The organism is Rathayibacter sp. AY1B5, assembly GCF_002932795.1.
In the GTDB taxonomy this organism is placed as follows: Bacteria; Actinomycetota; Actinomycetes; order Actinomycetales; family Microbacteriaceae; genus Rathayibacter.
This window is the reverse complement of record NZ_PSWM01000009.1, coordinates 50,803-72,118: the sequence shown is the minus strand read 5'-3', so window position 1 is coordinate 72,118 and position 21,316 is coordinate 50,803. Positions and strand designations below refer to the sequence as shown.

Genomic DNA, 21,316 nt, shown 5'->3' with positions numbered 1-21,316 from the left:
GCCTGTCGGGTCGGCGGCGTCCCGGGAGGAGCGTCAGGCCCCGCGGAGCCCGGTGAAGAGGTAGGACTCGAGCTGCTCGAGCGGGATGCGCTCCTGCTTCATCGTGTCGCGGTCGCGGACGGTCACGGCGTCGTCCTCGAGGGAGTCGAAGTCGACGGTCACGCAGTACGGGGTGCCGATCTCGTCCTGGCGGCGGTAGCGGCGGCCGATCGCTCCGGAGTCGTCGAAGTCGACGTTCCAGAGCTGGCGCAGCTGGTCGGCGACGCGGCGCGCGAGCGGAGAGAGGGCCTCGTTGCGCGAGAGCGGCAGCACGGCCACCTTGACGGGCGCCAGGCGCGGGTCGAGGTGCAGCACGGTGCGCGTCTCGACCTTGCCCTTGGCGTTCGGCGGCAGCTCCTGCTCCTCGTAGGCGTCGACGAGGAACGCCATGAGTGCGCGGGTGAGGCCGAACGACGGCTCGATCACGAACGGCACGTAGCGCTCGTTCTTGTTCTGGTCGAAGAACGAGAGGTCCTTGCCCGAGTGCTCGATGTGGGTCTTGAGGTCGTAGTCGGTGCGGTTCGCGACTCCCATCAGCTCGCCCCACTCGCCCGAGGCGAAGCTGAAGCGGTACTCGATGTCGACGGTGCGCTTGGAGTAGTGGGAGAGCTTGTCCTTCGGGTGCTCGTACTGCCGGATGTTCTCGGGGTTCATCCCGAGCCCGACGAACCAGTCCCAGGCGAGCTGCATCCAGGTCTCCTGCCACTCCTCGTCCGTGCCGGGCTCGACGAAGAACTCGAGCTCCATCTGCTCGAACTCGCGGGTGCGGAAGATGAAGTTGCCGGGGGTGATCTCGTTGCGGAACGCCTTGCCGATCTGGCCGATGCCGAAGGGCGGCTTGCGGCGGGCGCTCTGCAGCACGTTCGCGAAGTTGGTGAAGATGCCCTGGGCGGTCTCGGGACGCAGGTAGTGCAGCCCCGACTCGTCGTCGACGACGCCGAGGTAGGTCTTCATCAGGCCCGAGAACTGCTTGATCTCGGTCCACTGGCCGACCTTGTCGGGGTGCTCCGGGTCCGGGATGTCGGCGAGGCCGTTCACGGGCGGGTGGCCGTTGACCTCCTCGTACTTCTCGAAGAGGTGGTCGGCGCGGTAGCGCTTGTGGGTGATCAGCGACTCGGTCAGCGGGTCCGAGAAGACGCCGACGTGTCCCGAGGCGTGCCAGATCGCCGTGGGCAGGATGACCGCGGAGTCCAGGCCGACGACGTCGCCCCGGCCCTGCACGAAGGTCTTCCACCACTGGCGCTTGATGTTCTCCTTGAACTCCACGCCGAGCGGCCCGTAGTCCCACGCGGAGCGGGTGCCCCCGTAGATCTCACCCGAGGGGAAGACGAATCCCCTGTGCTGCGCGAGGGTGATGACTTTGTCGAGGGTGGTGGGTTCTGCCACGGGTTGCTCCTCAGCTGTTCGGGCGCACGGGGCCCCGGCGCGCGCCGGCTGCGCGCGTCCTTCTGGTGTGCCCCCATGGTAGCCGCGGGGGCGCCGCACCGGTCGGCCCGCGGCGGGCATGATGAGCGGATGAGCACCCTCCCGCCGATCGTCGTGTCCGCCGTCGCGGTCCTCCGCGACCGGCGCGTCCTGATGGTCACGGCGCGGGGCCGGGAGGTCCTCTACCTCCCCGGCGGCAAGGTCGACGAGGGCGAGAGCGGGATCGAGGCGGCGGCCCGCGAGGCACGCGAGGAGCTCGGCGCGGTCGCGCTCGGCCTCGAGCCCCTGTTCACCGTCCGCACCCAGGCGCACGGCGAGCCGGAGGGGCGCGAGGTGCACATGAGCGTCTTCGCCGCCGAGCTCGACCGGGAGGCGCGCCCGAGCGGCGAGATCGACTCGCTGCACTGGGTCGACGGCTCCGATGCGGGCCGCTGCCCGCCCGCCGGGGTCGAGACCCTCCGGCTGCTGCGAGGTCTCGATCTCGTCGACTGACCCTCCGGCGCCGGGCCGACCGCGGGGCGGCTAGCCTCGTGGCGTGGAGACGAGACGGCGTGCACGGGACCGGTCGAGCGCGGAGGAGCCGGACCGCCTCGAGCCGGTGCGGCTGGAGGCGGCCGTGCCGATCCTGCGGATCTTCTCGGTCGCCAAGGCGGGCGAGTTCTACGTCGACTACCTCGGCTTCGAGGTGGACTGGGAGCACCGCGCCGCGCTCGACGCCCCTCTCTACCTGCAGGTGTCGCGCTCGGGGCTGCGCCTGCACCTCAGCGAGCACCACCGCGACGGCAGTCCCGGCGCCGCGGTGCACGTCGCCCTCCGCGGAGTCCGCGAGCTGCACGCCGAGCTCGACGCGAAGGCGTACCCCTACCTCAACCCGCGGATCACCCGCACGCCGTTCGGCTTCGCGCTCGATGTGATCGATCCGTTCGGCAACCAGCTGCGCTTCGCGGAGCCGGCTCCGGTGCCGCGCCGGCCCTGATCGACGCGCATCCGGGTGCTTGTACAACCTGAGCGCCGACTGATCAACCGTTCACCGCCCGTCCATGCACTTCGGAGTCCCATCCTTTAGCGTGGGTTCGATGGCTTCACGGGGGACGATCGAGCGGCCGGACACGGCCCGGGCGACGGGACGGCCGCGCCGCCCGCGGCTCCGCTTCATGGATGCCGCGCCGCTGGCGACAGGCCTGCTGGGCTCGATCGCGATCCTCCTCGGCTCGCTCGGCGTGGGCTACCTGCCCGCCGACTCGCCCATCCGCGACTGGCCCTTCATCGCCTCGATCCGCGCCACGGGCTGGCTCACCGAGTCCAGCGGCGCCCTCGTCGTCGGCGGCGGGATGCTGCTGCTGATCGCGTGGCTCCGCCTGCGCACGGTCGCCCTCGCGGCGGGCCCCGGCTCCGTCCGCACCGTCGTGGTGGCGGCCCTCGCCTGGACCGCTCCGCTGCTGGTGACGGTGCCGCTGTTCAGCCACGACATGTTCTCCTACGTGGCGCAGGGGCGCCTGATGACCCAGGGCATCGACCCCTACACGCACGGCGTCGCGACGCTCCCCGGCTGGTTCGACCTCGGCGTCGACCCGCTCTGGGCCGACACGCCCACGCCCTACGGGCCCCTCTACCTCCTGATCGAGCGCACCGCCGTGCAGTTCGCGGGCTACGGCGCACCCGAGCTCTCCATCGCGATGCTCCGCGCCGTGTCGGTCGCCGGAGTGGCCGTGATGTCCGTCTACGCGCTCCGCCTGGCGCGCCTGCGCGGCCTCTCTGTCCCGCTCACCGCCTGGACGATCGTCGCCAACCCGCTGACCCTCGTGCTCTTCGTCGTCGCCGGCCACAACGACTCCGTGATGCTGGCGCTCATCCTCGCGTCGCTCTACTACGCCCAGACCGACCGCCGCATCGCCGCCGTCGTGCTGATGGCCGGAGCGATCGCGATCAAGCCGATCGCCGTGATCGCGCTCCCCGTGCTCGCGCTGCTGTGGCTGCGCCACGACGCGACGTGGCGCGAGCGCGCCCGCGGCTGGCTCTGGACGGGCGCCGGAGCGCTCGGCCTCGTGGTCGCCGTCGGGCTGCTCGCCGGGGTCGGAGTCGGCTGGGTCGCGGCGATGGTCGTGCCCGGCTCGATCCTGCACTGGTACGCGCCGATGTCGTTCGTCACGGTCTCGGTCTCCCGCGCCGTCGAGTTCACCGGTCACGACCCCGCCGCGGCGATCGCGGTGGTCAAGATCCTCGCGCTCGGGCTCGCCGGCCTGATCGCCGCGCGCCTCATGCTGTCGCGGCGCTCGATCGATCCGCTCGCCCGCCTCTCCGGCGCGCTGCTCGCGTTCGTGACGGCGTCGACCGCCATCCACCCCTGGTACGCCCTCTGGATCCTGCCGATCGCCGCGCTCGCGCGCCCGTGGAGCCGCTCCCACGTGCACCTGGCGGTCTACGCGTCGATCTTCCTCCTGTGCGTCACGCTCGCCGAGCCCATCGACGGCGGAGGCGGCACGATGGACCAGATCCCGGCTCGGGTCGCGACGATCGCCGCGATCGCCGTGGTCGGGATGTACGTCCTCCTCGGCTACACCGACGAGGAGCGGGTCGAGGGGCTGCCCCTCGTGCGCGCTCTTCCGTTCGGCTCCGTGATCCTCGCCCGCCTCAGCGGCGGCCGCCTGGTCGACGCCCGGATGGCCGCGACGCGCCTGCGCGACTAGCCGGGGCCGCGTCTCAGGAGTCGGACTCGTCGCTCCGGCGACGGGTGCGGCGGTCGAGCGCGGCCTGCGCCGTCTCGGCGGCCGAGCGCGGGGAGCCGACCGGCCCGGAGGGGCCGGCGAGGGTGCTCGAGAGGGACGACAGCCAGCCGGAGTCGTCGCGACCGGTGTTCAGCGCATCCGAGAAGAGGGGGAGCTCGCTGCGGGTGGCGTGGATCGCGTAGGACTCGCGGGTGAACCCGTTGTCGGGGACGACGGGCGTCCTGCGGGACGCGCGGGCGGCGTCCTCGGCCTGCTCCTGGCGCGAGGCGACCGGCGCCTGCTCCTGTGCGGCCTGCTCCTGAGCGGCCTCCGGAGGCGTCTGCTCCAGGGGGGCGTCGCGCTCGTCGCGCGGGGTGCTGCTGTCGTCGTCCACGGCGGTCCTCCTGCTCTCCGCCCCGAGCGGAGGAGCGGGCACCGCGGTGATGGGGCGGCGCCTGGTCAGGCTACCCCTCGTTCAGGGCGTGGCGTCGTCGCTGGCGCCTGATCGTGGCGCGGGGCGCCAGACGACCAGTTCGGTCCGGCGCTGCGCGCGCGTCCCGTGGCGCAGAGTGACCACGTCGCCCTCGAGGCCGGCGGCGAACACACGGCGGCCCGGCCGGTTCAGGAGCTCGTCGGCGAGGGCCGACTCCAGCTCGCGCACCCGCTGCGAGAGCGACTGCACCTGGTTCTCGAGCTGCAGGATGCGCGCGATGCCCTCGAGCGAGACGCCCTCGGAGGACAGCCGGGCGACCTCGCGCAGCTGCACCACGTCGCGCATCGAGTAGCGACGCGACTTGCCCGCGGTGCGGGTCGGGCTCACGAGCCCGAGCCGGTCGTACTGCCGCAGGGTCTGCGGGTGCATCCCCGCCAGCTCGGCGGCGACGGCGATCGCGAAGACGGGCGTGTTCTCGTCCATGTCTCCTCCTCCGACCGGTCGCGCCGATCCGGTGCTAGTAGCGGGCCTTCTCCAGGATGTCCTCGCGCGGGTCCTCGTCCGGCTCGGCGGCGGCGTAGGCCTCGAGGGCCTCCCGGGCGGCACCGGACAGGTGGCTCGGGACGGCGACCTGCAGGACGGCGAGCAGATCGCCCGTGCCCTTGGGGGTCGTGACGCCGCGGCCCTTGACGCGCAGGACACGGCCGCTCGGGGTTCCGGCGGCGACCCGCAGCTTGACAGGCTCGCCGCCGAGGGTCGGCACCTCGATCGTCGCGCCGAAGACGGCCTCGACGAAGGTGACGGGGACCGTCACCCGCAGGTTCAGCCCGTCGCGCTCGAACACGGGGTGCTTGCGGACCGAGACGGTGAGCACCAGATCGCCGGGCTCGCCGCCGTCCGGACTGGGGCGGCCCTTGCCGCGGACGCGGATCTTCTGGTCGTCGGCGACGCCGGCCGGGATGCGCACCGAGAGGGTGCGCCCGTCGCCGGTCTGCAGCTGGACGGTGTCGCCCCGGGTCGCGGTGCGGAAGTCGATGGTGGTGCTGGCGGTGACGTCGGCGCCCTTCTGCGGGCCGCCGAAGCCGCGGTAGCCGCCGCTGGGCTGGCCGAAGCGGTTGCCTCCGCCGCCGAACATGCCGCCGAGGATGTCCTCGAAGCCGGGCGGCGGGCCCTGCTGGGTGCTGTAGGAGGTGCGCCCGCCCTGGCCGAACATGCCGCCGAAGACGTCGTCGAACCCTCCTGGCTGGCCGCCCGCGGTGAAGCGCGCTCCGCCGCCCATGGCGCGGATCTGGTCGTACTCCTTGCGCTGCTCGGCGTCCGAGAGCACGGTGTACGCCTCGCTGATCTCCTTGAAGCGCGCCTCGGCCTTCGCGTCCCCCGGGTTGGAGTCGGGGTGGAACTGGCGGGCGAGCTTGCGGTAGGTCTTCTTCAGGTCCGCGGCGGAGACGTCCTTGGACACGCCGAGGACCTTGTAGAAGTCCTTGTCGAACCAATCCTGGCTGGCCATGTGCCTCTTCCTGTGTCGAATGCGGCGAGGGACCCCGCCCCGGTCCGGCAGCGTGCTGCCGAGCGGGGCGGGGTCCTCCGCGGTGGTGGTGCCGGTGGCGGGGTCAGTCGGCGGGGACTGCCACGACCACCTTGGCGGCCCGCAGCAGCGAGCCTCCGAGGTAGTAGCCCGCCTCGACGACGTCCGCGACCGTGGAGGTCTCGGCGCCGGGGGTGGGCTGCTGGAAGATCGCCTCGTGGATGTTCGGGTCGAACAGGTCGCCCACGGCGCCGGTCTTCACCAGGCCGAGCTTCTCCACTCCGCCGCGCAGCTTCTGCGCGATGGCCGTGAAGGGCCCGCCCTCGGCGAGGTCGCCGTGCTTCTCGGCGCGGTCGAGGTCGTCGAGCACGGGGAGGATGACCTTCACCGCGTCGCCGATCGCCCGCTCCTTGTCGACCTGGCGGTTCGCCTCGGTGCGCTTGCGGTAGTTCGCGTACTCCGCGGTCACCCGCTGGAGGTCGGCGAGGTGCTCGGCCGCGAGCGTCTCGGCGCTGGACTGGCCCGAGAGGAACGAGAGGTCGGCGTCCGAGAGGCTGGTCTCGACGTCGGGTCCCTCGGCCTCGATGAGGCCCTCCTGGTCCTGGGCGTCCTTCGCCGCCTCGGCTCCCGCCTCGCCGCCGGTGACCGGCTGCTCCTCGGGGAGGTCCTGGGGCTCGTTCTCGGCTGCCATGGCTACTTCGTGTCCTTCGGCTCGTCCTCGTCGATGACCTCGGCGTCGACGATGTCCTCGTCGTCCTTCTTGTCACCGTCGGCCGGAGCGTCCGCGGGGGCGCTCTGCGCGGCCTGGTCCTGGGAGTAGATCGCCTGGCCGATCTTGGTCTGCGAGGCGTTGAGGGCGTCGAACGCGGTCTTGACGGCCGCGTCGTCGTCGCCGGCGAGCGCGGTCTTCAGCGCGTCGACGTCGCCCTGCACCTCGGACTTGACGTCCTCGGGCAGCTTGTCCTCGTTGTCCTTGATCAGCTTGTCGATCGAATACGCCAGGGTCTCGGCGTTGTTGCGGATCTCGGCGGCCTCGCGGCGGGCCTTGTCCTCGGCGGCGTGCTCCTCGGCCTCGCGGACCATGCGGTCGATGTCGTCCTTGGGAAGCGACGAGCCGCCCGTGATCGTCATCGACTGCTCCTTGCCGGTGCCCTTGTCCTTCGCGGACACGTGGACGATGCCGTTGGCGTCGATGTCGAAGGTGACCTCGACCTGCGGGATGCCGCGCGGGGCCGGCGCGATGCCGGTCAGCTCGAACGTGCCCAGGTTCTTGTTGTCGCGCGTGAACTCGCGCTCGCCCTGGAAGACCTGGATCGCGACGGACGGCTGGTTGTCGTCGGCCGTGGTGAAGGTCTCGGACCTCTTGGTCGGGATCGCGGTGTTGCGCTCGATGAGCTTGGTCATGATCCCGCCCTTGGTCTCGATGCCCAGCGAGAGCGGGGTCACGTCGATCAGGAGGACGTCCTTGCGCTCGCCCTTGAGGACACCGGCCTGCAGCGCGGCGCCGACGGCGACGACCTCGTCCGGGTTGACGCCCTTGTTGGGCTCCTTGCCGCCGGTGAGCTTCTTGACGAGCTCGGCCACGGCCGGCATGCGGGTCGAGCCGCCGACGAGGACCACGTGCGCGATGTCCTCGACCTTGACGCCCGCCTCGGCGATGACGTCGGTGAAGGGCTTGCGGGTGCGCTCGATCAGGTCGCTGGTGAGCTCCTCGAACTTGGCGCGGGTGAGGGTCTCGTCGAGGTTCGCCGGGCCGTTCTCGGTGAGCGAGAGGTAGGGCAGCTGGATGCTGGTCGAGGTGCTCGAGGACAGCTCCTTCTTCGCCTGCTCCGCGGCCTCCTTGAGGCGCTGGCGCGCGATCTTGTCCTTCGAGACGTCGACGCCGGTCGAGTCCTTGAAGCGCTTGACCAGGTGGTCGACGACGCGCTGGTCCCAGTCGTCGCCGCCGAGGCGGTTGTCGCCCGAGGTCGCGCGGACCTGGATGGTCGAGAAGTCGTCGTCCTTGCCCACCTCGAGGAGGGAGACGTCGAACGTTCCGCCGCCGAGGTCGAAGACGAGGATGAGCTCGTCCTCCTTGCCCTTGTCGAGGCCGTAGGCGAGAGCGGCCGCGGTGGGCTCGTTGATGATGCGCAGGACGTTGAGGCCGGCGATCTCGCCGGCGTCCTTGGTCGCCTGGCGCTCGGCGTCGTTGAAGTAGGCCGGGACGGTGATGACCGCGTCGGTCACCTTGTCGCCGAGGTACTGCTCCGCGTCGCGCTTGAGCTTGCCCAGGATGCGGGCCGAGATCTCCTGCGGGGTGTACTTCTTGTCCTCCACGCCGAAGGTCCAGTCGGTGCCCATGTGGCGCTTGACCGACGCGATGGTGCGGTCGACGTTGGTGACGGCCTGGCGCTTCGCGGTCTCGCCGACGAGCACCTCCCCGTCCTTGGTGAACGCCACGACGGACGGCGTGGTGCGGAAGCCCTCGGCGTTGGCGATGACGGTGGGCTCGCCTCCCTCGAGGACGGCCACGACAGAGTTGGTGGTTCCCAGGTCGATGCCTACGGCACGGGACATATGCGTTGTTCTCCTTCGCGATCGGCGTCGCGCGGGCGGCGGCCGGTCAGTTGACGGGTGGTGCGGAATCCTCTGCGGGAGTTGAGCCCCGCACGCTCAAGTTTACGCATCCGTCGTCTCGCGTCAAGTCCGGAGGCGAGAAGTTGAGTCGCATCGGCTCAACTCTCAGACTCGCGGGTCCCGCGGCTTCCGGCCGTTCACCTCCTCCCCCTACGGTGGGCCCATGACGACGCGCACCGGCCGCTGGCCCGTCCTCGCCTGGGGCCTGTGGGACTGGGGCGGCTCGGCCTTCAACGCGGTGGTGACCACCTTCGTCTTCACCGTCTACCTGACCACCGACGGGCTCTTCGGCACATCGAGCGGAGTCTCGGCCGCGCTCGGCTGGTCGCTCGCCGCCGCCGGCGTGGTCGTCGCCGTCATCGCGCCGATCACCGGCCGCCGGGCCGACCTCGGCGGGCGCCGCCGGTTCTGGCTGGGGGTCCACTCCTCCGTCGTCGTCCTCTGCATCCTGCTGATGTTCCTCGTGCGCCCCGACCCGGCTCTCCTCTGGCTGGGACTCGGACTGCTCGCGGTCGGCACGGTCTTCTTCGAGTTCGCGAGCGTCAACTACAACGCGATGCTCCTCCAGGTCTCGACCCGGGCGACCATCGGCCGCGTCTCCGGCTTCGGCTGGGGCATGGGGTACGTCGGCGGCATCGTCCTGCTGCTCATCGTGTACGTCGGCTTCATCTCGCCCGAGGTCGGGCTCTTCGGGGTGACGGGGGACGACGGCCTCGACGTGCGCGTCTCGATCCTGGTCGCCGGCGTGTGGTTCGCGGTCTTCGCCCTCCCGGTGCTGGTCGCGGTGCCGGAGACGCCGGCGCGGGCGAGCCGGGCGGAGCGCGTCGGCGTGATCGCCTCCTACCGCGCGCTCTTCGCGCAGGTCGCCGCCCTCTGGCGCGAGAGCAGGAGCACGGTGGCCTTCCTCATCGCCAGCGCGGTGTTCCGCGACGGGCTCACCGGGGTCTTCACCTTCGGCGGCGTGCTGGCGCAGGGCACCTTCGGCTTCGACGCCGGCGAGGTGATCCTGTTCGCGATCGCCGCGAACGTCGTCGCCGGAGTGGCGACCATCTCGGTCGGCGCGCTCGACGACCGCATCGGCCCCAAGGCCGTGATCGTCGCGTCGCTCATCGGCCTGGTCGTCTGCGGCACGGCCGTCTTCGTCCTGCACGACGGGGGGAGCACGGTGTTCTGGATCTTCGGCCTGCTGCTGTGCCTGTTCGTCGGCCCGGCGCAGTCGGCGAGCCGCAGCTACCTCGCCCGCCTCATCCCGGAGGGACGCGAGGGCGAGATCTTCGGCCTCTACGCGACCACCGGGCGCGCGGCCTCGTTCCTCGCTCCCGCCGCCTTCGCGGCCGCCGTCTCGATCGCCGCGGCGGTCTCGGGCAGCGGCGAGGCGAACGTGCAGTACTGGGGCATCCTCGGGCTCGTCCTCGTCCTCGCCGTCGGACTGGTGCTGCTCCTGCCGGTGCGCCGCCCGCCGGCGACCGCCCCCGTCGTGCCGGAGCCGCAGCTCGCTCCGCCCGCTCGCCGGGACTGACGAGGCCGGCACGCGGAGAGGCGGTCGACGTCTCTCCGCGCGCGCCGCCGGACGCGGTCAGACCGTGGCGATCCAGAACACGATCAGCAGGAGCGTGACGAGGAAGCCGGTCAGGAAGTTCAGCGCGAGGAAGCGCTTCCAGCCCGCGTTCGCCTGCTCCGCCTCGGCGTCCTCGAGGGACCGGTACGGCCAGATGCTCACCGCGTACGGCACCGCGAGGATCGCCGCGAGGGTCCCCGGCCAGGGCAGCAGGAGCAGGAGCAGTCCGCTCGCGACGTAGGCGCCGATGGCGAAGCGCGTGGTCGCCTTCGCCCCGATCACGGTCGCGATCGAGCCGATGCCGCCCGCCCGGTCGGCCAGGATGTCCTGCACCGCTCCGAAGGCGTGGCTCGCGATCCCCCAGAGGAAGAACGCCACGAGCAGCGCCACCAGCGGTCCGGTGACCACGGTGCCCGCGAGGGCGATCCCGTAGACGGCGGGGCTGACGAAGTGGGTGGCCGAGGTCAGCGAGTCGACGAAGGGCCGCTCCTTGAAGCGGAGCCCCGGCGCGCTGTAGGCGATCACGGCGAAGACGCTGATCGCGAGGACCAGCCAGGAGACCGGGGACCCGAGCAGCACCAGCGCCACCAGGAACGGCACGTTCGTGGCCACCGCCGCGATCAGCGTCGCGCGGTGCTCGCTCCGGTCGAGCACGGCTCCCTCGACGCCGCCCTTGCGGGGGTTCCGCAGGTCGGACTCGTAGTCGAAGACGTCGTTGATCCCGTACATCGCGAGGTTGTAGGGGATGAGGAAGTAGATCGTGCCGAGCACGAAGGCGAGGTCGATCTCGCGGGTGGTCAGCAGATACGCCGCCGCGAACGGGTAGGCGGTGTTGACCCAGCTCAGCGGGCGGCTCGAGACGAACAGCGCGCGCAGCCGGTTCACGGCTCGCTCCGACGTCGCGAGGGCAGGAGGACCCAGAGCGCCGGGAGGGCGAGGGCCGCGGCGATCGCGTAGGCGAAGTCCTCGATCGGAGCGACGCCGATCCGGATCCCCGAGATCAGGTCGTCGTCGTAGGCGACCAGCAGGCCCACTCCGATCATGATGTTGTCGAACACGGCGGTCGTCACCAGCAGCACGGCGAGCGTGCCGAGGACGGCGGGCAGGCGCAGGACGCGACGGCGCAGCGCGAGCAGCAGCAGCACCAGCACCACCGCGAGGAACACGGCGTTGAGGAAGAGGTAGGTCACGCGCGCGCCTCCGCCCGCCGGGCGACCCGCTGCGAGAGGAAGCCGTGCACGTCCATCGTCAGGTAGCAGAGCAGGGTGAGGAAGAGGACCTCCTCGACCGGGAGCTCCGGAGCGAGCTGCAGACCGGTCATGTAGGAGGTCTCGCCGCGGAAGAACACGCCCAGGCCGATCCCCACGAGGTCCCAGACCAGGAAGAACGCGACTCCCACGGGCAGCACGATCGCCGCGCGGCGGGCGTCCGCCCAGAAGAACAGCCGGAAGCGGCGGTCGAGCACGATCATCCCGGTGATCGAGACGAGGAGCGCGAGCAGGTAGAGGATCCCCACGCCTACTCCCCCACGGCGACGGGCGCGACCGGAGCCGACGGCGCCTCCCGCACGGGCAGCGGCTCGGTCGACACGTCGCCGCGCACGCGCTTGAGCATGACCTCGGCGCTGATGATGCACATCGGCAGGCCGATGCCGGGGATCGTGGAGCTGCCGGCGAAGAGCAGCCCGTCGACGTGCCTGCTGACGTTCCCGGCGCGGAAGAAGGCGCTCTGCGAGAGGACGTGGGCCGGCCCGAGCATCGAGCCGCGCCAGGCGCCGAGGTCGCTCTCGAAGTCGGCCGGGCCGATGGTGCGGCGGACGACGATCCGCTCGGCCAGGTCGGTCGCGCCGGTCCAGGACGCGATCTGCGCGATGGCCTGGTCGGCGATGGCCTCGACGCGCGCGTCGCCCGCGCCGTCGACTCCGCCGTGGCCGATCGAGGTGTCGGCCGGGATCGGCACGAGCACGAACAGGTTCTCGTGCCCCTCCGGAGCCGTGCTCGCGTCGGTCGCGCTCGGGCGGCAGACGTAGATCGACGCGGGATCGGGGACGGTCGGGTGCTCGCCGAAGATCTTGTCGAAGTTGTCGCGCCAGTCCTTCGTGAAGAGCAGGGTGTGGTGCTCGAGCTCGGGCAGCTCCCCGCGCACGCCCAGGAGGACGAGGACGGCGCTCGGGCCGGGCTCGCGCTTCTCCCAGTAGGACGGCGGGTAGGTCCGCAGCTCCTCGGGGAGGAGCGACTGCTCGGTGGTGAAGAGGTCGGAGGCGTTGACGACCAGGTCGGCGGGGATCCGCTCCGTGCCGTCGGGGCCCGTGAACTCGACACCGACGACCTCGGCGCCTCGGCGCCCGCCGCGGGGCGAGCGCGCGGTGAGGATCCGCGTCGCGGGCGAGGAGGTGCGGACGGTGACGCCCGCCTCCTCGGCGACGTCGGCGACCGCCTCGATCAGCTTCGTGAATCCGCCCATCGGGTAGAGCACGCCGTCGGCGAGGTCGAGGTGGCTCATCAGGTGGTACATGCTCGGCGCGGCGAACGGCGAGGAGCCGAGGAAGACGGCCGGGTAGCCGAGGATCTGGCGCAGCCGGTTGTCGGTGACCGCCGTCGCCGCGAACGTGTCGAGCGGCGTGAGCAGCAGGCGGCCGAGCCTCCCGGTCCGGCTGAGCACGTCGCGGCGCAGCAGCGGGAGGAAGGAGGAGAAGCTCGTGTAGAGGAAGCGGCGCTTGGCCATCTCGTAGGTGTCGCGCGCGGAGTCGAGGTACGCGCGCATCCGCTCGCCCGCTCCGGGCTCGATGCTCTCGAAGAGCGCGAGGTTGGACTCGAGGTCGGCGAGCACGTCGATCGGCTCGTCGACGCCCTCGCTGTAGACGCGGTAGCCGGGGTCGAGCGTGACGAGGTCGAGGCGCTCCTCGGCGCTGGTGCCCATCAGGCGGAAGAAGTGGTCGAACACCTCGGGCATCAGGTACCAGGAGGGACCGGTGTCGAAGCGGAAGCCCTCGTGCTCCCACGAGCCGGCGCGGCCGCCGACGGCCTCGCGCGCCTCCAGGAGGGTCACGTCGTAGCCGTCGCGCGCGAGCAGCGCGGCGGAGGCGAGCCCGCCGATCCCGCCGCCGATGACGACGGCGCGGTGCGGGCCGGTCCTCGAGCGGGTCGCGCGGACGGGGCCGGGGCCCAGGCGCGGGCCCAGCGTCGACACGGCCGCCTTCGCCGCGAGCGCCGCCTTGGCGGCCGTGGGCACGCTGACGCGGGCGCGGAGGAGCTCCTCGGCGGGCGTCGCGCGGATCCGGTCGGCCAGGGCGGCGAAGAGGGAGTGGGCGAGCAGGACCGCGCGCCGGCTCGAGCGCGGGAGCTCGGGCACGATGGCGGCGGCCTCGGCGAGGTCGTCGTCGAGGTCGGCGAGCAGCGAGGCCTTGTCGCGCTCGGAGAACGCGCGCGGGTCGATTCCGGGGAAGTAGCTGCGGCCGAGGCCGTCGACGTCGGCGGCGAGATCGCGGAGGAAGTTGACCTTCTGGAACGCGGCGCCCAGGCGGCGCGCTCCGGCCACGAGCCGCGCGCGGGCGGCCTCGGAGACGAGGCCCGCGTCCGGCGCCGCGAGGAACACGTGCAGGCACATCAGCCCGACGACCTCGGCGGAGCCGTAGACGTAGGCCTCGAAGGACTCGGGGGTGTGCTCGGTCTCGCGGAGGTCGGCGCGCATCGACGCGAAGAACGGCCGGGTGAGCTCGGTGCCGAATCCGGTCGCCCGCGCGGTCCGCGCGAAGGCGTGGATCACGAGGTTGGAGCTGTAGCCGGAGGCGAGCGCGCGCTCGGTCTCGGCCTCGAAGGCGTCGAGGGACTCCTCCACCGCGGCCCGGTCGAGACGGGCCTCCTCGGCGACGCCGTCGACGATCTCGTCGGCGACACGCACGAGGGCGTAGACGTCCTCCACCCGCTCGCGGACGCCCGGGGCGAGCAGGCGCGTGGCCAGCCCGAAGGAGGTGGAGTAGCGGCGGATCACCTGCGCGGACGACTCGTGCGCGACGCGGTCGTACAGTTCGCTCTGGCGGCTCATCGTGCCACCGTACGGGGGCTCGGCCGGGCGGAGCGCATCGTCGCGCGCATCCGCGCGTGGCGGGCAGCGCTCATCGGGTGCGCCCGACCACGCTGGCCACCAGCGGACGGACCTCGTTGCGGAACGCCTCCGACACCGCGGGGGTCTCCAGGGCCGCCCAGGCGCGGTCGGCGAACTGGTTCGCGAGCCCCTCGGCGTAGCTGCGGGCGCCGCACTCCTCGAGGATGCCGCGCACCTTCTCCGCGGTCTCCGGCGCGAGGTGCTCGTCGCCGATCAGCGCCTCGATGTCGGGCCAGCAGTCCGTGCCGGCCGCGTGGGCGATGAGGACGGTGCGCTTGCCCTCGCGGAGGTCGCCCAGCGTGGTCTTGCCGGTCTGACCCTCCGAGCCGAAGACGCCGAGCAGGTCGTCGACGATCTGGTAGGCGATGCCGATCCAGCGGCCGAACTCGCCGAGCGCGTCCACCGCGGCGTCCGAGGCCCCGGCGAGGATCGCTCCGGCCTGGAGCGGCGCCTCGAAGGAGTAGACGGCCGTCTTGAGGCGCTCCATCTCGAGCACCTCGTCGACCGAGGGCATGCCCGGCATGAGGGAGAAGTCCACATCGGCCAGCTCACCCGCGGCCGAGGCGAAGACGGCTTCGTCGAGCAGGGTGAGCAGGCGGGCGCGCACGCCGTCCGAAGCGCCGACGCCCTCGACGAGGCGGTGGGCGCCGGTGAGCGCGAGGTCTCCGGCGATCACGGCCACCGAGGTGCCGCGGTGCTCGGCGATCGGGATGGAGAGGCCTGCGGTCGTCGCCTCGTCGCGGTAGCTGCCCGAGACGTTCGGGCCGCCGCGGCGCACGAAGTCGCGGTCGATCACGTCGTCGTGCACGATCAGCGCGGTGTGCAGCAGCTCGAACGCCGCGCCGAGATGGGCGGCGGCCTCCGGATCCTGGCCGCCGTGGGCCTCGTACGCCGAGATCACCATCAGCGGGCGGAAGCGCTTGCCGCCGCGGGTGTTGGCCTCCAGCGTCTGCCAGAGGGTCAGGTAGCGGGGTCCGAGACGCACCGCCCGGGACCTCGCCAACGAGAAGAACCTGTCCAGGACGGCATCGACGTGCTCCTGCCTCAACCGGGACAGAACCACGGGGTCGCGCGTATCCACGTGGGAAGGCTAACAAAGGGGAGAACCCGAACGATAAGCCGGCTGATGTGTTGCGGCGTGCTTGACTTGCGGGTATGACTTCGCCAGCCGCCACTGTGCAGACGGACCGGATCGAGCAGGTGGTCCTCCTCGACGAGGCCGGGAACGCCGTGGGAGTCGCCGACAAGGCGACCGTGCACGACACGGCCACTCCCCTGCACCTCGCGTTCTCCTGCCACGTCTTCTCCCCGGACGGCGCGCTGCTCGTGACCCGCCGCGCGCTGGAGAAGCGCACCTGGCCGGGCGTCTGGACCAACTCCTTCTGCGGGCATCCCGCCCCGGGCGAGCGGATCGAGGACGCCGTCGTCCGCCGGGCCGAGCGCGAGCTCGGCGCCCGACTGGCCACGCTGGAGGTCGCCCTGCCGGACTTCCGCTACCGCGCGGTCGACGCGTCCGGCGTCGTCGAGAACGAGATCTGCCCCGTCTACACGGCGACGCTGTCGAGCCGCGACGCCCTCGATCCGCGCCTCGACGAGGTCATGGACTACGAGTGGGTCGACGCCGAGGCGACGCTCGCCGCCGTCCGCTCGACGCCGTGGGCGTTCTCCCCCTGGCTCGTGCTGCAGCTCCCCCGCCTGCTCGGCTGACCCCCGCGCCCGGATCCCTCCCCGCGAGATGCCACTTCGGTACGCGTTCACCGGCGTGTCGCGTACCGAAGTGGCATCTCGCGGAGGGCGTCAGTCCGAGTAGACGTCCGTGCGGTGGAAGTTGAGCGCCGAGCGCGACGCGGTCGGGCCGCGCTGGCCCTGGTACCGCGAGCTGTACTCCGCCGAGCCGTAGGGCTTCTCGGCGGGCGAGCTGAGGCGGAAGAAGCACATCTGGCCGATCTTCATCCCCGGCCAGAGCGTGATGGGGAGCGTCGCGACGTTGCTGAGCTCGAGGGTGACGTGGCCGGTGAAGCCCGGATCGATGAACCCGGCGGTCGAGTGGGTCAGCAGCCCGAGCCGCCCGAGCGAGCTCTTGCCCTCGAGTCGCGCAGCGATGTCGTCCGGCAGCGACACCTCCTCGTAGGTCGAGCCGAGCACGAACTCTCCCGGGTGGAGGATGAACGGCTCGCCCTGCGGCGTCTCGACCAGGCGGGTCAGCTCGGGCTGGTCCTCGGCCGGATCGATGTACGGGTAGCGGTGGTTGTCGAACAGCCGGAAGAAGCGGTCGAGGCGCACATCGACGGACGACGGCTGCAGCATCGACGGATCGTGCGGGGCGAGCCCCACGCGGCCGGAGGCGAGTTCGAGCGAGATGTCGCGGTCGGAGAGGAGCACGCTGCGATCCTAGAGCGTGGCGCGACCCCGGGGCGTGGGCCGGTCGCGGGCCTTGCTACGATGTCCTGGTGCGCCCGAGCGGCGCCGCGCGAGTGTAGTTCAATGGTAGAACTTCTGCTTCCCAAGCAGATGGCGCGGGTTCGATTCCCGTCACTCGCTCTCCTCCCCCTCGCCCGCGACCGGTCCTCCGTCCGAGGCGAGCGGCTCCTCCTCCAGCGCTGCAGCGGCGTCCGTCAGCCCAGCGGCGTCCGGTCAGCCCAGCAGCGTCCGGTCAGCCCAGCAGCGGCAGCCGACCGACCATCTTGTCGATCCGGTTCCTCGGCCCCACCAGGCTGACCGCGAGGTACTGCAGCTCGTCGGAGCCGCTCGCCGCCACCGCCTCCCTGTACTCGTCGTACACGCGGGTGGCCTGCGCCGAGGCGGGCATGTCGGCGACGAACGTCCCCTCGTGCGCCTCGGCCTTCGCCCGGATCGCGAGCAGAGCGGCCGCGTCGGCGGCGAGGACCGTGCAGCCGGCCCACGGCAGACCGGGATGCAGCGATCCGGAGGCGTCGGCGGGGCTCGGTCCGAGCAGTCCCGCGACGTGCGCGGCCGTCGCGGCGCCCACGCAGATCGCGGCGTTCACGGCGCGGCCGGCCGGGAGGGACTCGTCGACGACGACCACCCACTTGAGGCGGGCCGAGCGGGTGGGCGCGGCGGTGTCGATCTCGTCGGGGTGGAAGCCGACGGCGTCGGGGACGGGGACGGGGACGGTCATGCTGCTCCTCGGTTCGTGCGAAGTGACGTCACGAACAGTAGGCAGTCGAGATCGCCTGCGGCAGGATCTCCGTATGAACGACCAGCAGAACGGCCCAGGAGCGGCACTCGACGAACTCGACGTCCGGATCCTGCACATCCTGCAGTCGGATGCACGGATCACGAACCGGGACCTCGCAGCCGCCGTGCACGTCTCGCCGACCACCGCCCTCGACCGCACGAGGAGCCTCCGGCGCCGCGGCGTCATCACCGGCGCGACGCTCACTCTCGACTTCGCCGCCCTCGGGCGCGGCGTGCAGGCGCTGATCGCGGTCCGCATCCGTCCGCCGTCGCGGGAGATCATCGAGGCCTTCCGCGACTGGGTCGCCGGCCTCGACGAGACGGTCGGCGTGTTCGTCACCTCCGGCTCGGAGGACTTCATCATCCACGTCGCCGTCCGCGACAACCAGGACCTCTACGCCTTCGTCATCGACGAGCTGACCCAGCGCCGCGAGGTCGCCGACGTGCGCACCTCGGTCGTCTACGAGCACCTGCGCGAGCAGGTCGTCCTGCCGCTGGAGCCGCACGGCCGCGCGGAGCGGTGAGGCGCCCGAGCGGCGTTCCGACGCGACACGCCGGGCGGATCCGCGGCAGCGCGCGGGATCGGGGGACGCAGAGGGCAGGGTGGAGGGGTGACAGAGCTCGTCCAGATCCCGTCGCCGGGCGTCGCCCTCGAGTACGGGCACCCCGGCCGGCCCGTGGTGGTCGTGCTGCACGACGTGTTCGGGCGCCTTCCGTGGCTGGAGCCGTTCGCTGAGGCCGTGGCGAAGCACGGCTACCACGTGCTCGTGCCGGACCTCTACGACGGCTGGGCCACGCTCGCCCCGGAGGACGCGCGAGACCTCGCCGCGATGGCCGCGCAGGACCGCACCCTCGCCGCCGTCGCCGAGGCGGTCGGCACCGGAGTCGCGGCCGGGGCCCCGCGCAGCGCCGTCATCGGCTTCGGCTTCGGCGGCCGCCTCGGGCTGCTCGCCGCGGGCACCGGGCTCGTGGACGCGGTCGTCGCGTACTACGCCACCCTCGGCGCCCAGGAGCACGTGCTGGTGCCGTGCCCGACCCTCCTGCACTACGCGCAGAGCGACGAGTGGCCCGCGGGCGACGACCCGGAGTCGTTCGTCGGACGGCTGAAGGAGTCGGGGACGCCGGTCACGGCGCACACCTACCCGGACACGCAGCGGCACTTCGCGAACGGCAACCTGCGCGACGCGGTGAGCCCCGCCTCCGCGGCGCTCGCCTACGCGCGGACGCTCTCGTTCCTCAATCCGCAGCTCATCGACACCTGAGCGCTCAGCCCTGCACGTCGTGCAGGTGGTGCTGGACGTCGTGCAGGTAGTACCGGGCGATCGTGTCGACCGTGAAGGCCGCGCCGTCGCTGCGGCGACCGCGGCGCTGCCACTGGGCGCCGGCGACGGAGTCGAACACCTCGGCGATGCGCTCGGCCGACTCGACCAGCTCGCGGCCGACCGTGGCCGGGTCCTGCTGGTCGTAGCGCTCCTCCACGGCGGTGACGTCCTGGTCCCAGTTGGGGTAGAGCGGGTCGTCGCCGGCGAGCATCAGCTGCACGCGGGTGCGGTAGATGCGGTGCACATCGCGCACGTGCGCGGCGTACTCGAGCGGCGACCAGGTCTCGTCGTCGGGCCGGCCCGCCGCGTCGTCGCGGTCGAGCACGTAGGGCCACGCGGCGGCGTTCTCGCGGATGAGCTCGGCGACCTCGTCGGCGTCGACGAGCGAGGCGTCGAAACCGCACTCGAGGCAGGGGCGCTCGAGGACCCAGGTCCAGTCCTTGGTGTCGGGAGTGATCGGCATGGCACCAGAGTAGGGCGCCGCCGGGTCAGCAGCGCGTCGGGGTGCCCTGCACGGCGCCGCGCTCGCCGTCGGCCGTCCACGGGAGCTCGGGCAGGCCCTCGGCTCCCGAAGCGGCTCCCTGCTCGACGGCAATGGCTGCCAGGGTGCGGGCGACCGTCGCGGCGAAGTCGCCGCCGGGCGTCGAGCTGTTGATCGAGACGGCCACGGTCAGGCCCGAGACCGGGTCGGAGTAGGCCGCGGTGACGAAGCCGGGCGCGAGGCCCGAGAAGCCGCGGAGGGGTCCCGCCTCGTGCCCGCCGAGCCCGGCGCGGAGGTAGTCGGCGCGGCCCTGGCCCTGGACGACCGGGTCCTGCCACATCGCGTCGCCCGCGGGATCGGTCGCGAGGCCCGTCGCCAGCCGCCGGAGGTCCTCGAGATCGGTCAGCGCTCCGCCCGCGGCGCCGAGGGCGGACGGGGACGCGGCGGTGACGTCGAGGCGCACGTCGCAGCGCTTCTCCCCGGTCGCCGGGTCCAGCGCGACCGCGTAGCCGCGGGGGGACGGAGCGGGCAGGTCGACCTCGGAGGCGCCGGGCAGCTCCGTGCTGCGCAGCCCGTACCGCGGCACCACGTACTGGTCGTAGAGCTCCCCGATGCTCCGACCGGTCACCTGCGTCGCGACGATGCCGGCGAGCAGCGGACCGGTGGCGGAGTCGGACCACGCCGCTCCGGGCTCGGCCGAGGCGCCGCGCACCTGGGCGGCGGCGAGCAGCTCGAGCGTCGGCCACTGCCGCGGAGGGTTCTGGAGCACGGTCGGCCAGAGGGCCGAGCGGAAGTCGGCCAGGCCGGAGGTGTGCGCGCAGAGCTCGCGCAGGGTGAGCCCGTCGATGCCGGGCAGGGAGCGGAGCGTCTCGCCGACGTCGGCGTCGAGGTCGACCCGGCCGGAGTCGGCGAGGGCGAGGACCACGTCGCAGGTCATCGCCTCGGTGCCGCCGGTGCCGAGCCGCAGGTGCGCGTCGGTGGTGAGGGCGGTGGTGCGCTCGTCCGACTCCCAGCCGACCGCGCCCTCCCAGCTGCCGCCCCACGGCGACCAGACTCCGGCGACCGCTCCGGTCGCGCCGGCGACGCCGACCGTCTCGTCGAGGAACCCCGTCAGCGCGGAGGCGAGCTCCTCCGGTGCTGCCTGCGCGGGCGCCTCCGCCACCCGCGAGGCGGCGGCGGGCGTGCAGCCGGCCAGTGCGAGCACGAGGACCGGGACGACGAGCAGTCCCGTCCGCGTCCGTCTGCGAGATCCCATGCCGTGCGACTCCCCCGTCGTCTGCGAACGGCACCACTGTACGGGGGCGCTGTCCGGCCGGAGAGGGCCGCTGAGCGCCCGATCGCGATTCGTGTCCTGACCGTGACCGGCGGAGTCCACCCCGTTCCCAAACCGGCAGGCGCCGGGTTACGAAGAGAGGGAGTACAGCGCAGAGGCGCTGCTCGAAGGAGGTAGGAGACCATGCGCAGATCCCCCAATCGTCTGCTGGCGACTCTCTTCGGAGCCGTCTACGTCGTCGTCGGGCTCCTCGGCTTCGTCGTCACCGGAGGCGTGCAGTTCCTCTCGACCGAAGGCGGGCTCCTGCTCGGGATCTTCGAGGTGAACCCGCTGCACAACATCGCCCACCTGCTCATCGGAGGCGCGCTGCTGATCGCGGGCCTGTCGACCGCCGCCGCGGCGAAGACCGTCAACGTGACCGTCGGAGCGGTGTACCTGCTCCTGGGCATCGTCGGCTTCTTCCTGGTCGACACCGCCGTGAACGTGCTGGCGCTGAACACCGCCGACCACTTCCTGCACCTGGCCAGCGCGCTGGTGCTCCTGGGAGTCGGGCTCGGCACCGAGAAGACGGCGAGGACGCGCACCGCCGCGACCGCCTGACCCGGGCGGCACCCGCCGCCCCCCTCTACTCCGTCCG

The 21,316-nt window shown here is 72.1% G+C and carries 23 protein-coding genes and 1 tRNA gene; 9 read left to right on the top strand and 15 right to left on the bottom strand.

Features of this window, described 5'->3' with window-relative positions:
- Positions 1-33 precede the first annotated feature (33 nt).
- Positions 34-1,425, bottom strand: coding sequence for a glycine--tRNA ligase (locus tag C5D44_RS08030; protein WP_104226140.1), 1,392 nt, complete (start codon positions 1,423-1,425; stop codon positions 34-36).
- Between the two features lie 129 nt (positions 1,426-1,554).
- On the opposite strand from C5D44_RS08030, the gene C5D44_RS08025 reads away from it, so the two are divergent.
- The 3 genes from C5D44_RS08025 (at position 1,555) to mptB (ending at position 4,151) form a co-directional block, all read left to right on the top strand.
- Entirely contained in the window at positions 1,555-1,956 is a 402-nt protein-coding gene (locus C5D44_RS08025) for an NUDIX domain-containing protein (RefSeq protein WP_104281350.1), read from the top strand.
- Between the two features lie 43 nt (positions 1,957-1,999).
- On the top strand, positions 2,000-2,440 hold the full coding sequence (locus C5D44_RS08020) for a glyoxalase superfamily protein (protein WP_219815332.1): 441 nt from the start codon (positions 2,000-2,002) through the stop codon (positions 2,438-2,440).
- Between the two features lie 100 nt (positions 2,441-2,540).
- The gene (gene mptB / locus C5D44_RS08015) at positions 2,541-4,151 is read left to right on the top strand and encodes a polyprenol phosphomannose-dependent alpha 1,6 mannosyltransferase MptB (RefSeq protein WP_146088004.1); all 1,611 of its coding nucleotides are present in this window, start codon (positions 2,541-2,543) and stop codon (positions 4,149-4,151) included.
- A 13-nt stretch (positions 4,152-4,164) separates the two neighbouring features.
- On the opposite strand, the gene C5D44_RS08010 is transcribed toward mptB, so the two are convergent.
- The 5 genes from C5D44_RS08010 to dnaK form a co-directional block, all read right to left on the bottom strand.
- A complete protein-coding gene (locus C5D44_RS08010) occupies positions 4,165-4,563 on the bottom strand; it encodes a hypothetical protein (RefSeq protein WP_104281347.1) in 399 nt (132 codons plus the stop codon).
- Between the two features lie 81 nt (positions 4,564-4,644).
- On the bottom strand, positions 4,645-5,085 hold the full coding sequence (locus C5D44_RS08005) for a heat shock protein transcriptional repressor HspR (protein WP_104276235.1): 441 nt from the start codon (positions 5,083-5,085) through the stop codon (positions 4,645-4,647).
- Positions 5,086-5,119: 34 nt separating this feature from the next.
- Complete coding sequence (locus tag C5D44_RS08000; RefSeq protein ID WP_104281346.1) at positions 5,120-6,109, bottom strand: DnaJ C-terminal domain-containing protein; 990 nt, start codon at positions 6,107-6,109, stop codon at positions 5,120-5,122.
- Positions 6,110-6,212: 103 nt separating this feature from the next.
- Positions 6,213-6,818 carry a nucleotide exchange factor GrpE gene (locus C5D44_RS07995; protein ID WP_104276237.1) on the bottom strand — a complete coding sequence of 202 codons (606 nt, stop codon included), beginning with the start codon at positions 6,816-6,818 and terminating at the stop codon, positions 6,213-6,215.
- Positions 6,819-6,820: 2 nt separating this feature from the next.
- A complete protein-coding gene (gene dnaK / locus C5D44_RS07990; RefSeq protein ID WP_104222890.1) occupies positions 6,821-8,683 on the bottom strand; it encodes a molecular chaperone DnaK in 1,863 nt (620 codons plus the stop codon).
- A 223-nt stretch (positions 8,684-8,906) separates the two neighbouring features.
- Here dnaK and C5D44_RS07985 point away from each other — a divergent pair, with 223 nt between their 5' ends.
- Positions 8,907-10,262, top strand: a complete 1,356-nt coding sequence (locus C5D44_RS07985) for an MFS transporter (protein WP_104276238.1) — start codon at positions 8,907-8,909, stop codon at positions 10,260-10,262.
- 57 nt (positions 10,263-10,319) lie between these two features.
- Here C5D44_RS07985 and C5D44_RS07980 read toward each other — a convergent pair whose 3' ends face one another.
- The 5 genes from C5D44_RS07980 to C5D44_RS07960 all read right to left on the bottom strand — a co-directional run bounded on the left by C5D44_RS07980 (position 10,320) and on the right by C5D44_RS07960 (position 15,390).
- The gene (locus C5D44_RS07980) at positions 10,320-11,186 is read right to left on the bottom strand and encodes a prenyltransferase (protein WP_104276239.1); all 867 of its coding nucleotides are present in this window, start codon (positions 11,184-11,186) and stop codon (positions 10,320-10,322) included.
- Positions 11,183-11,491, bottom strand: coding sequence for a lycopene cyclase domain-containing protein (locus tag C5D44_RS07975; protein WP_104281345.1), 309 nt, complete (start codon positions 11,489-11,491; stop codon positions 11,183-11,185). The genes C5D44_RS07980 and C5D44_RS07975 overlap by 4 nt, the downstream gene beginning before the upstream one ends.
- Complete coding sequence (locus tag C5D44_RS07970; RefSeq protein ID WP_104276241.1) at positions 11,488-11,817, bottom strand: lycopene cyclase domain-containing protein; 330 nt, start codon at positions 11,815-11,817, stop codon at positions 11,488-11,490. The genes C5D44_RS07975 and C5D44_RS07970 overlap by 4 nt, the downstream gene beginning before the upstream one ends.
- A gap of 2 nt (positions 11,818-11,819) precedes the next feature.
- Entirely contained in the window at positions 11,820-14,345 is a 2,526-nt protein-coding gene (gene crtI / locus C5D44_RS07965; protein ID WP_104281344.1) for a phytoene desaturase family protein, read from the bottom strand.
- A 70-nt stretch (positions 14,346-14,415) separates the two neighbouring features.
- A complete protein-coding gene (locus tag C5D44_RS07960; protein ID WP_244229492.1) occupies positions 14,416-15,390 on the bottom strand; it encodes a polyprenyl synthetase family protein in 975 nt (324 codons plus the stop codon).
- Positions 15,391-15,560: 170 nt separating this feature from the next.
- On the opposite strand from C5D44_RS07960, the gene idi reads away from it, so the two are divergent.
- A complete protein-coding gene (gene idi / locus C5D44_RS07955; RefSeq protein WP_104222897.1) occupies positions 15,561-16,112 on the top strand; it encodes an isopentenyl-diphosphate Delta-isomerase in 552 nt (183 codons plus the stop codon).
- A gap of 90 nt (positions 16,113-16,202) precedes the next feature.
- Here the strand turns inward: idi and dcd are convergent, their stop codons facing one another.
- Positions 16,203-16,787, bottom strand: a complete 585-nt coding sequence (gene dcd, locus C5D44_RS07950; protein WP_104276244.1) for a dCTP deaminase — start codon at positions 16,785-16,787, stop codon at positions 16,203-16,205.
- 88 nt (positions 16,788-16,875) lie between these two features.
- Between dcd and C5D44_RS07945 the strand changes: the two genes are divergently transcribed.
- Positions 16,876-16,946: transfer RNA gene (locus C5D44_RS07945), tRNA-Gly, on the top strand.
- Between the two features lie 112 nt (positions 16,947-17,058).
- Here the strand turns inward: C5D44_RS07945 and C5D44_RS07940 are convergent.
- Positions 17,059-17,544, bottom strand: a complete 486-nt coding sequence (locus C5D44_RS07940) for a DUF2000 domain-containing protein (RefSeq protein ID WP_104281343.1) — start codon at positions 17,542-17,544, stop codon at positions 17,059-17,061.
- A gap of 73 nt (positions 17,545-17,617) precedes the next feature.
- Here C5D44_RS07940 and C5D44_RS07935 point away from each other — a divergent pair, with 73 nt between their 5' ends.
- Both C5D44_RS07935 and C5D44_RS07930 read left to right on the top strand, forming a co-directional pair.
- Positions 17,618-18,127, top strand: a complete 510-nt coding sequence (locus C5D44_RS07935; protein ID WP_104276246.1) for an Lrp/AsnC family transcriptional regulator — start codon at positions 17,618-17,620, stop codon at positions 18,125-18,127.
- Between the two features lie 87 nt (positions 18,128-18,214).
- Entirely contained in the window at positions 18,215-18,865 is a 651-nt protein-coding gene (locus tag C5D44_RS07930) for a dienelactone hydrolase family protein (protein ID WP_104281342.1), read from the top strand.
- 4 nt (positions 18,866-18,869) lie between these two features.
- On the opposite strand, the gene C5D44_RS07925 is transcribed toward C5D44_RS07930, so the two are convergent.
- On the bottom strand, positions 18,870-19,388 hold the full coding sequence (locus C5D44_RS07925) for a DinB family protein (RefSeq protein ID WP_104276248.1): 519 nt from the start codon (positions 19,386-19,388) through the stop codon (positions 18,870-18,872).
- 25 nt (positions 19,389-19,413) lie between these two features.
- The gene (locus C5D44_RS07920; protein ID WP_104281341.1) at positions 19,414-20,661 is read right to left on the bottom strand and encodes a serine hydrolase; all 1,248 of its coding nucleotides are present in this window, start codon (positions 20,659-20,661) and stop codon (positions 19,414-19,416) included.
- A gap of 201 nt (positions 20,662-20,862) precedes the next feature.
- On the opposite strand from C5D44_RS07920, the gene C5D44_RS07915 reads away from it, so the two are divergent.
- Positions 20,863-21,279, top strand: coding sequence for a DUF4383 domain-containing protein (locus C5D44_RS07915; protein ID WP_104281340.1), 417 nt, complete (start codon positions 20,863-20,865; stop codon positions 21,277-21,279).
- Positions 21,280-21,316: the final 37 nt, after the last annotated feature.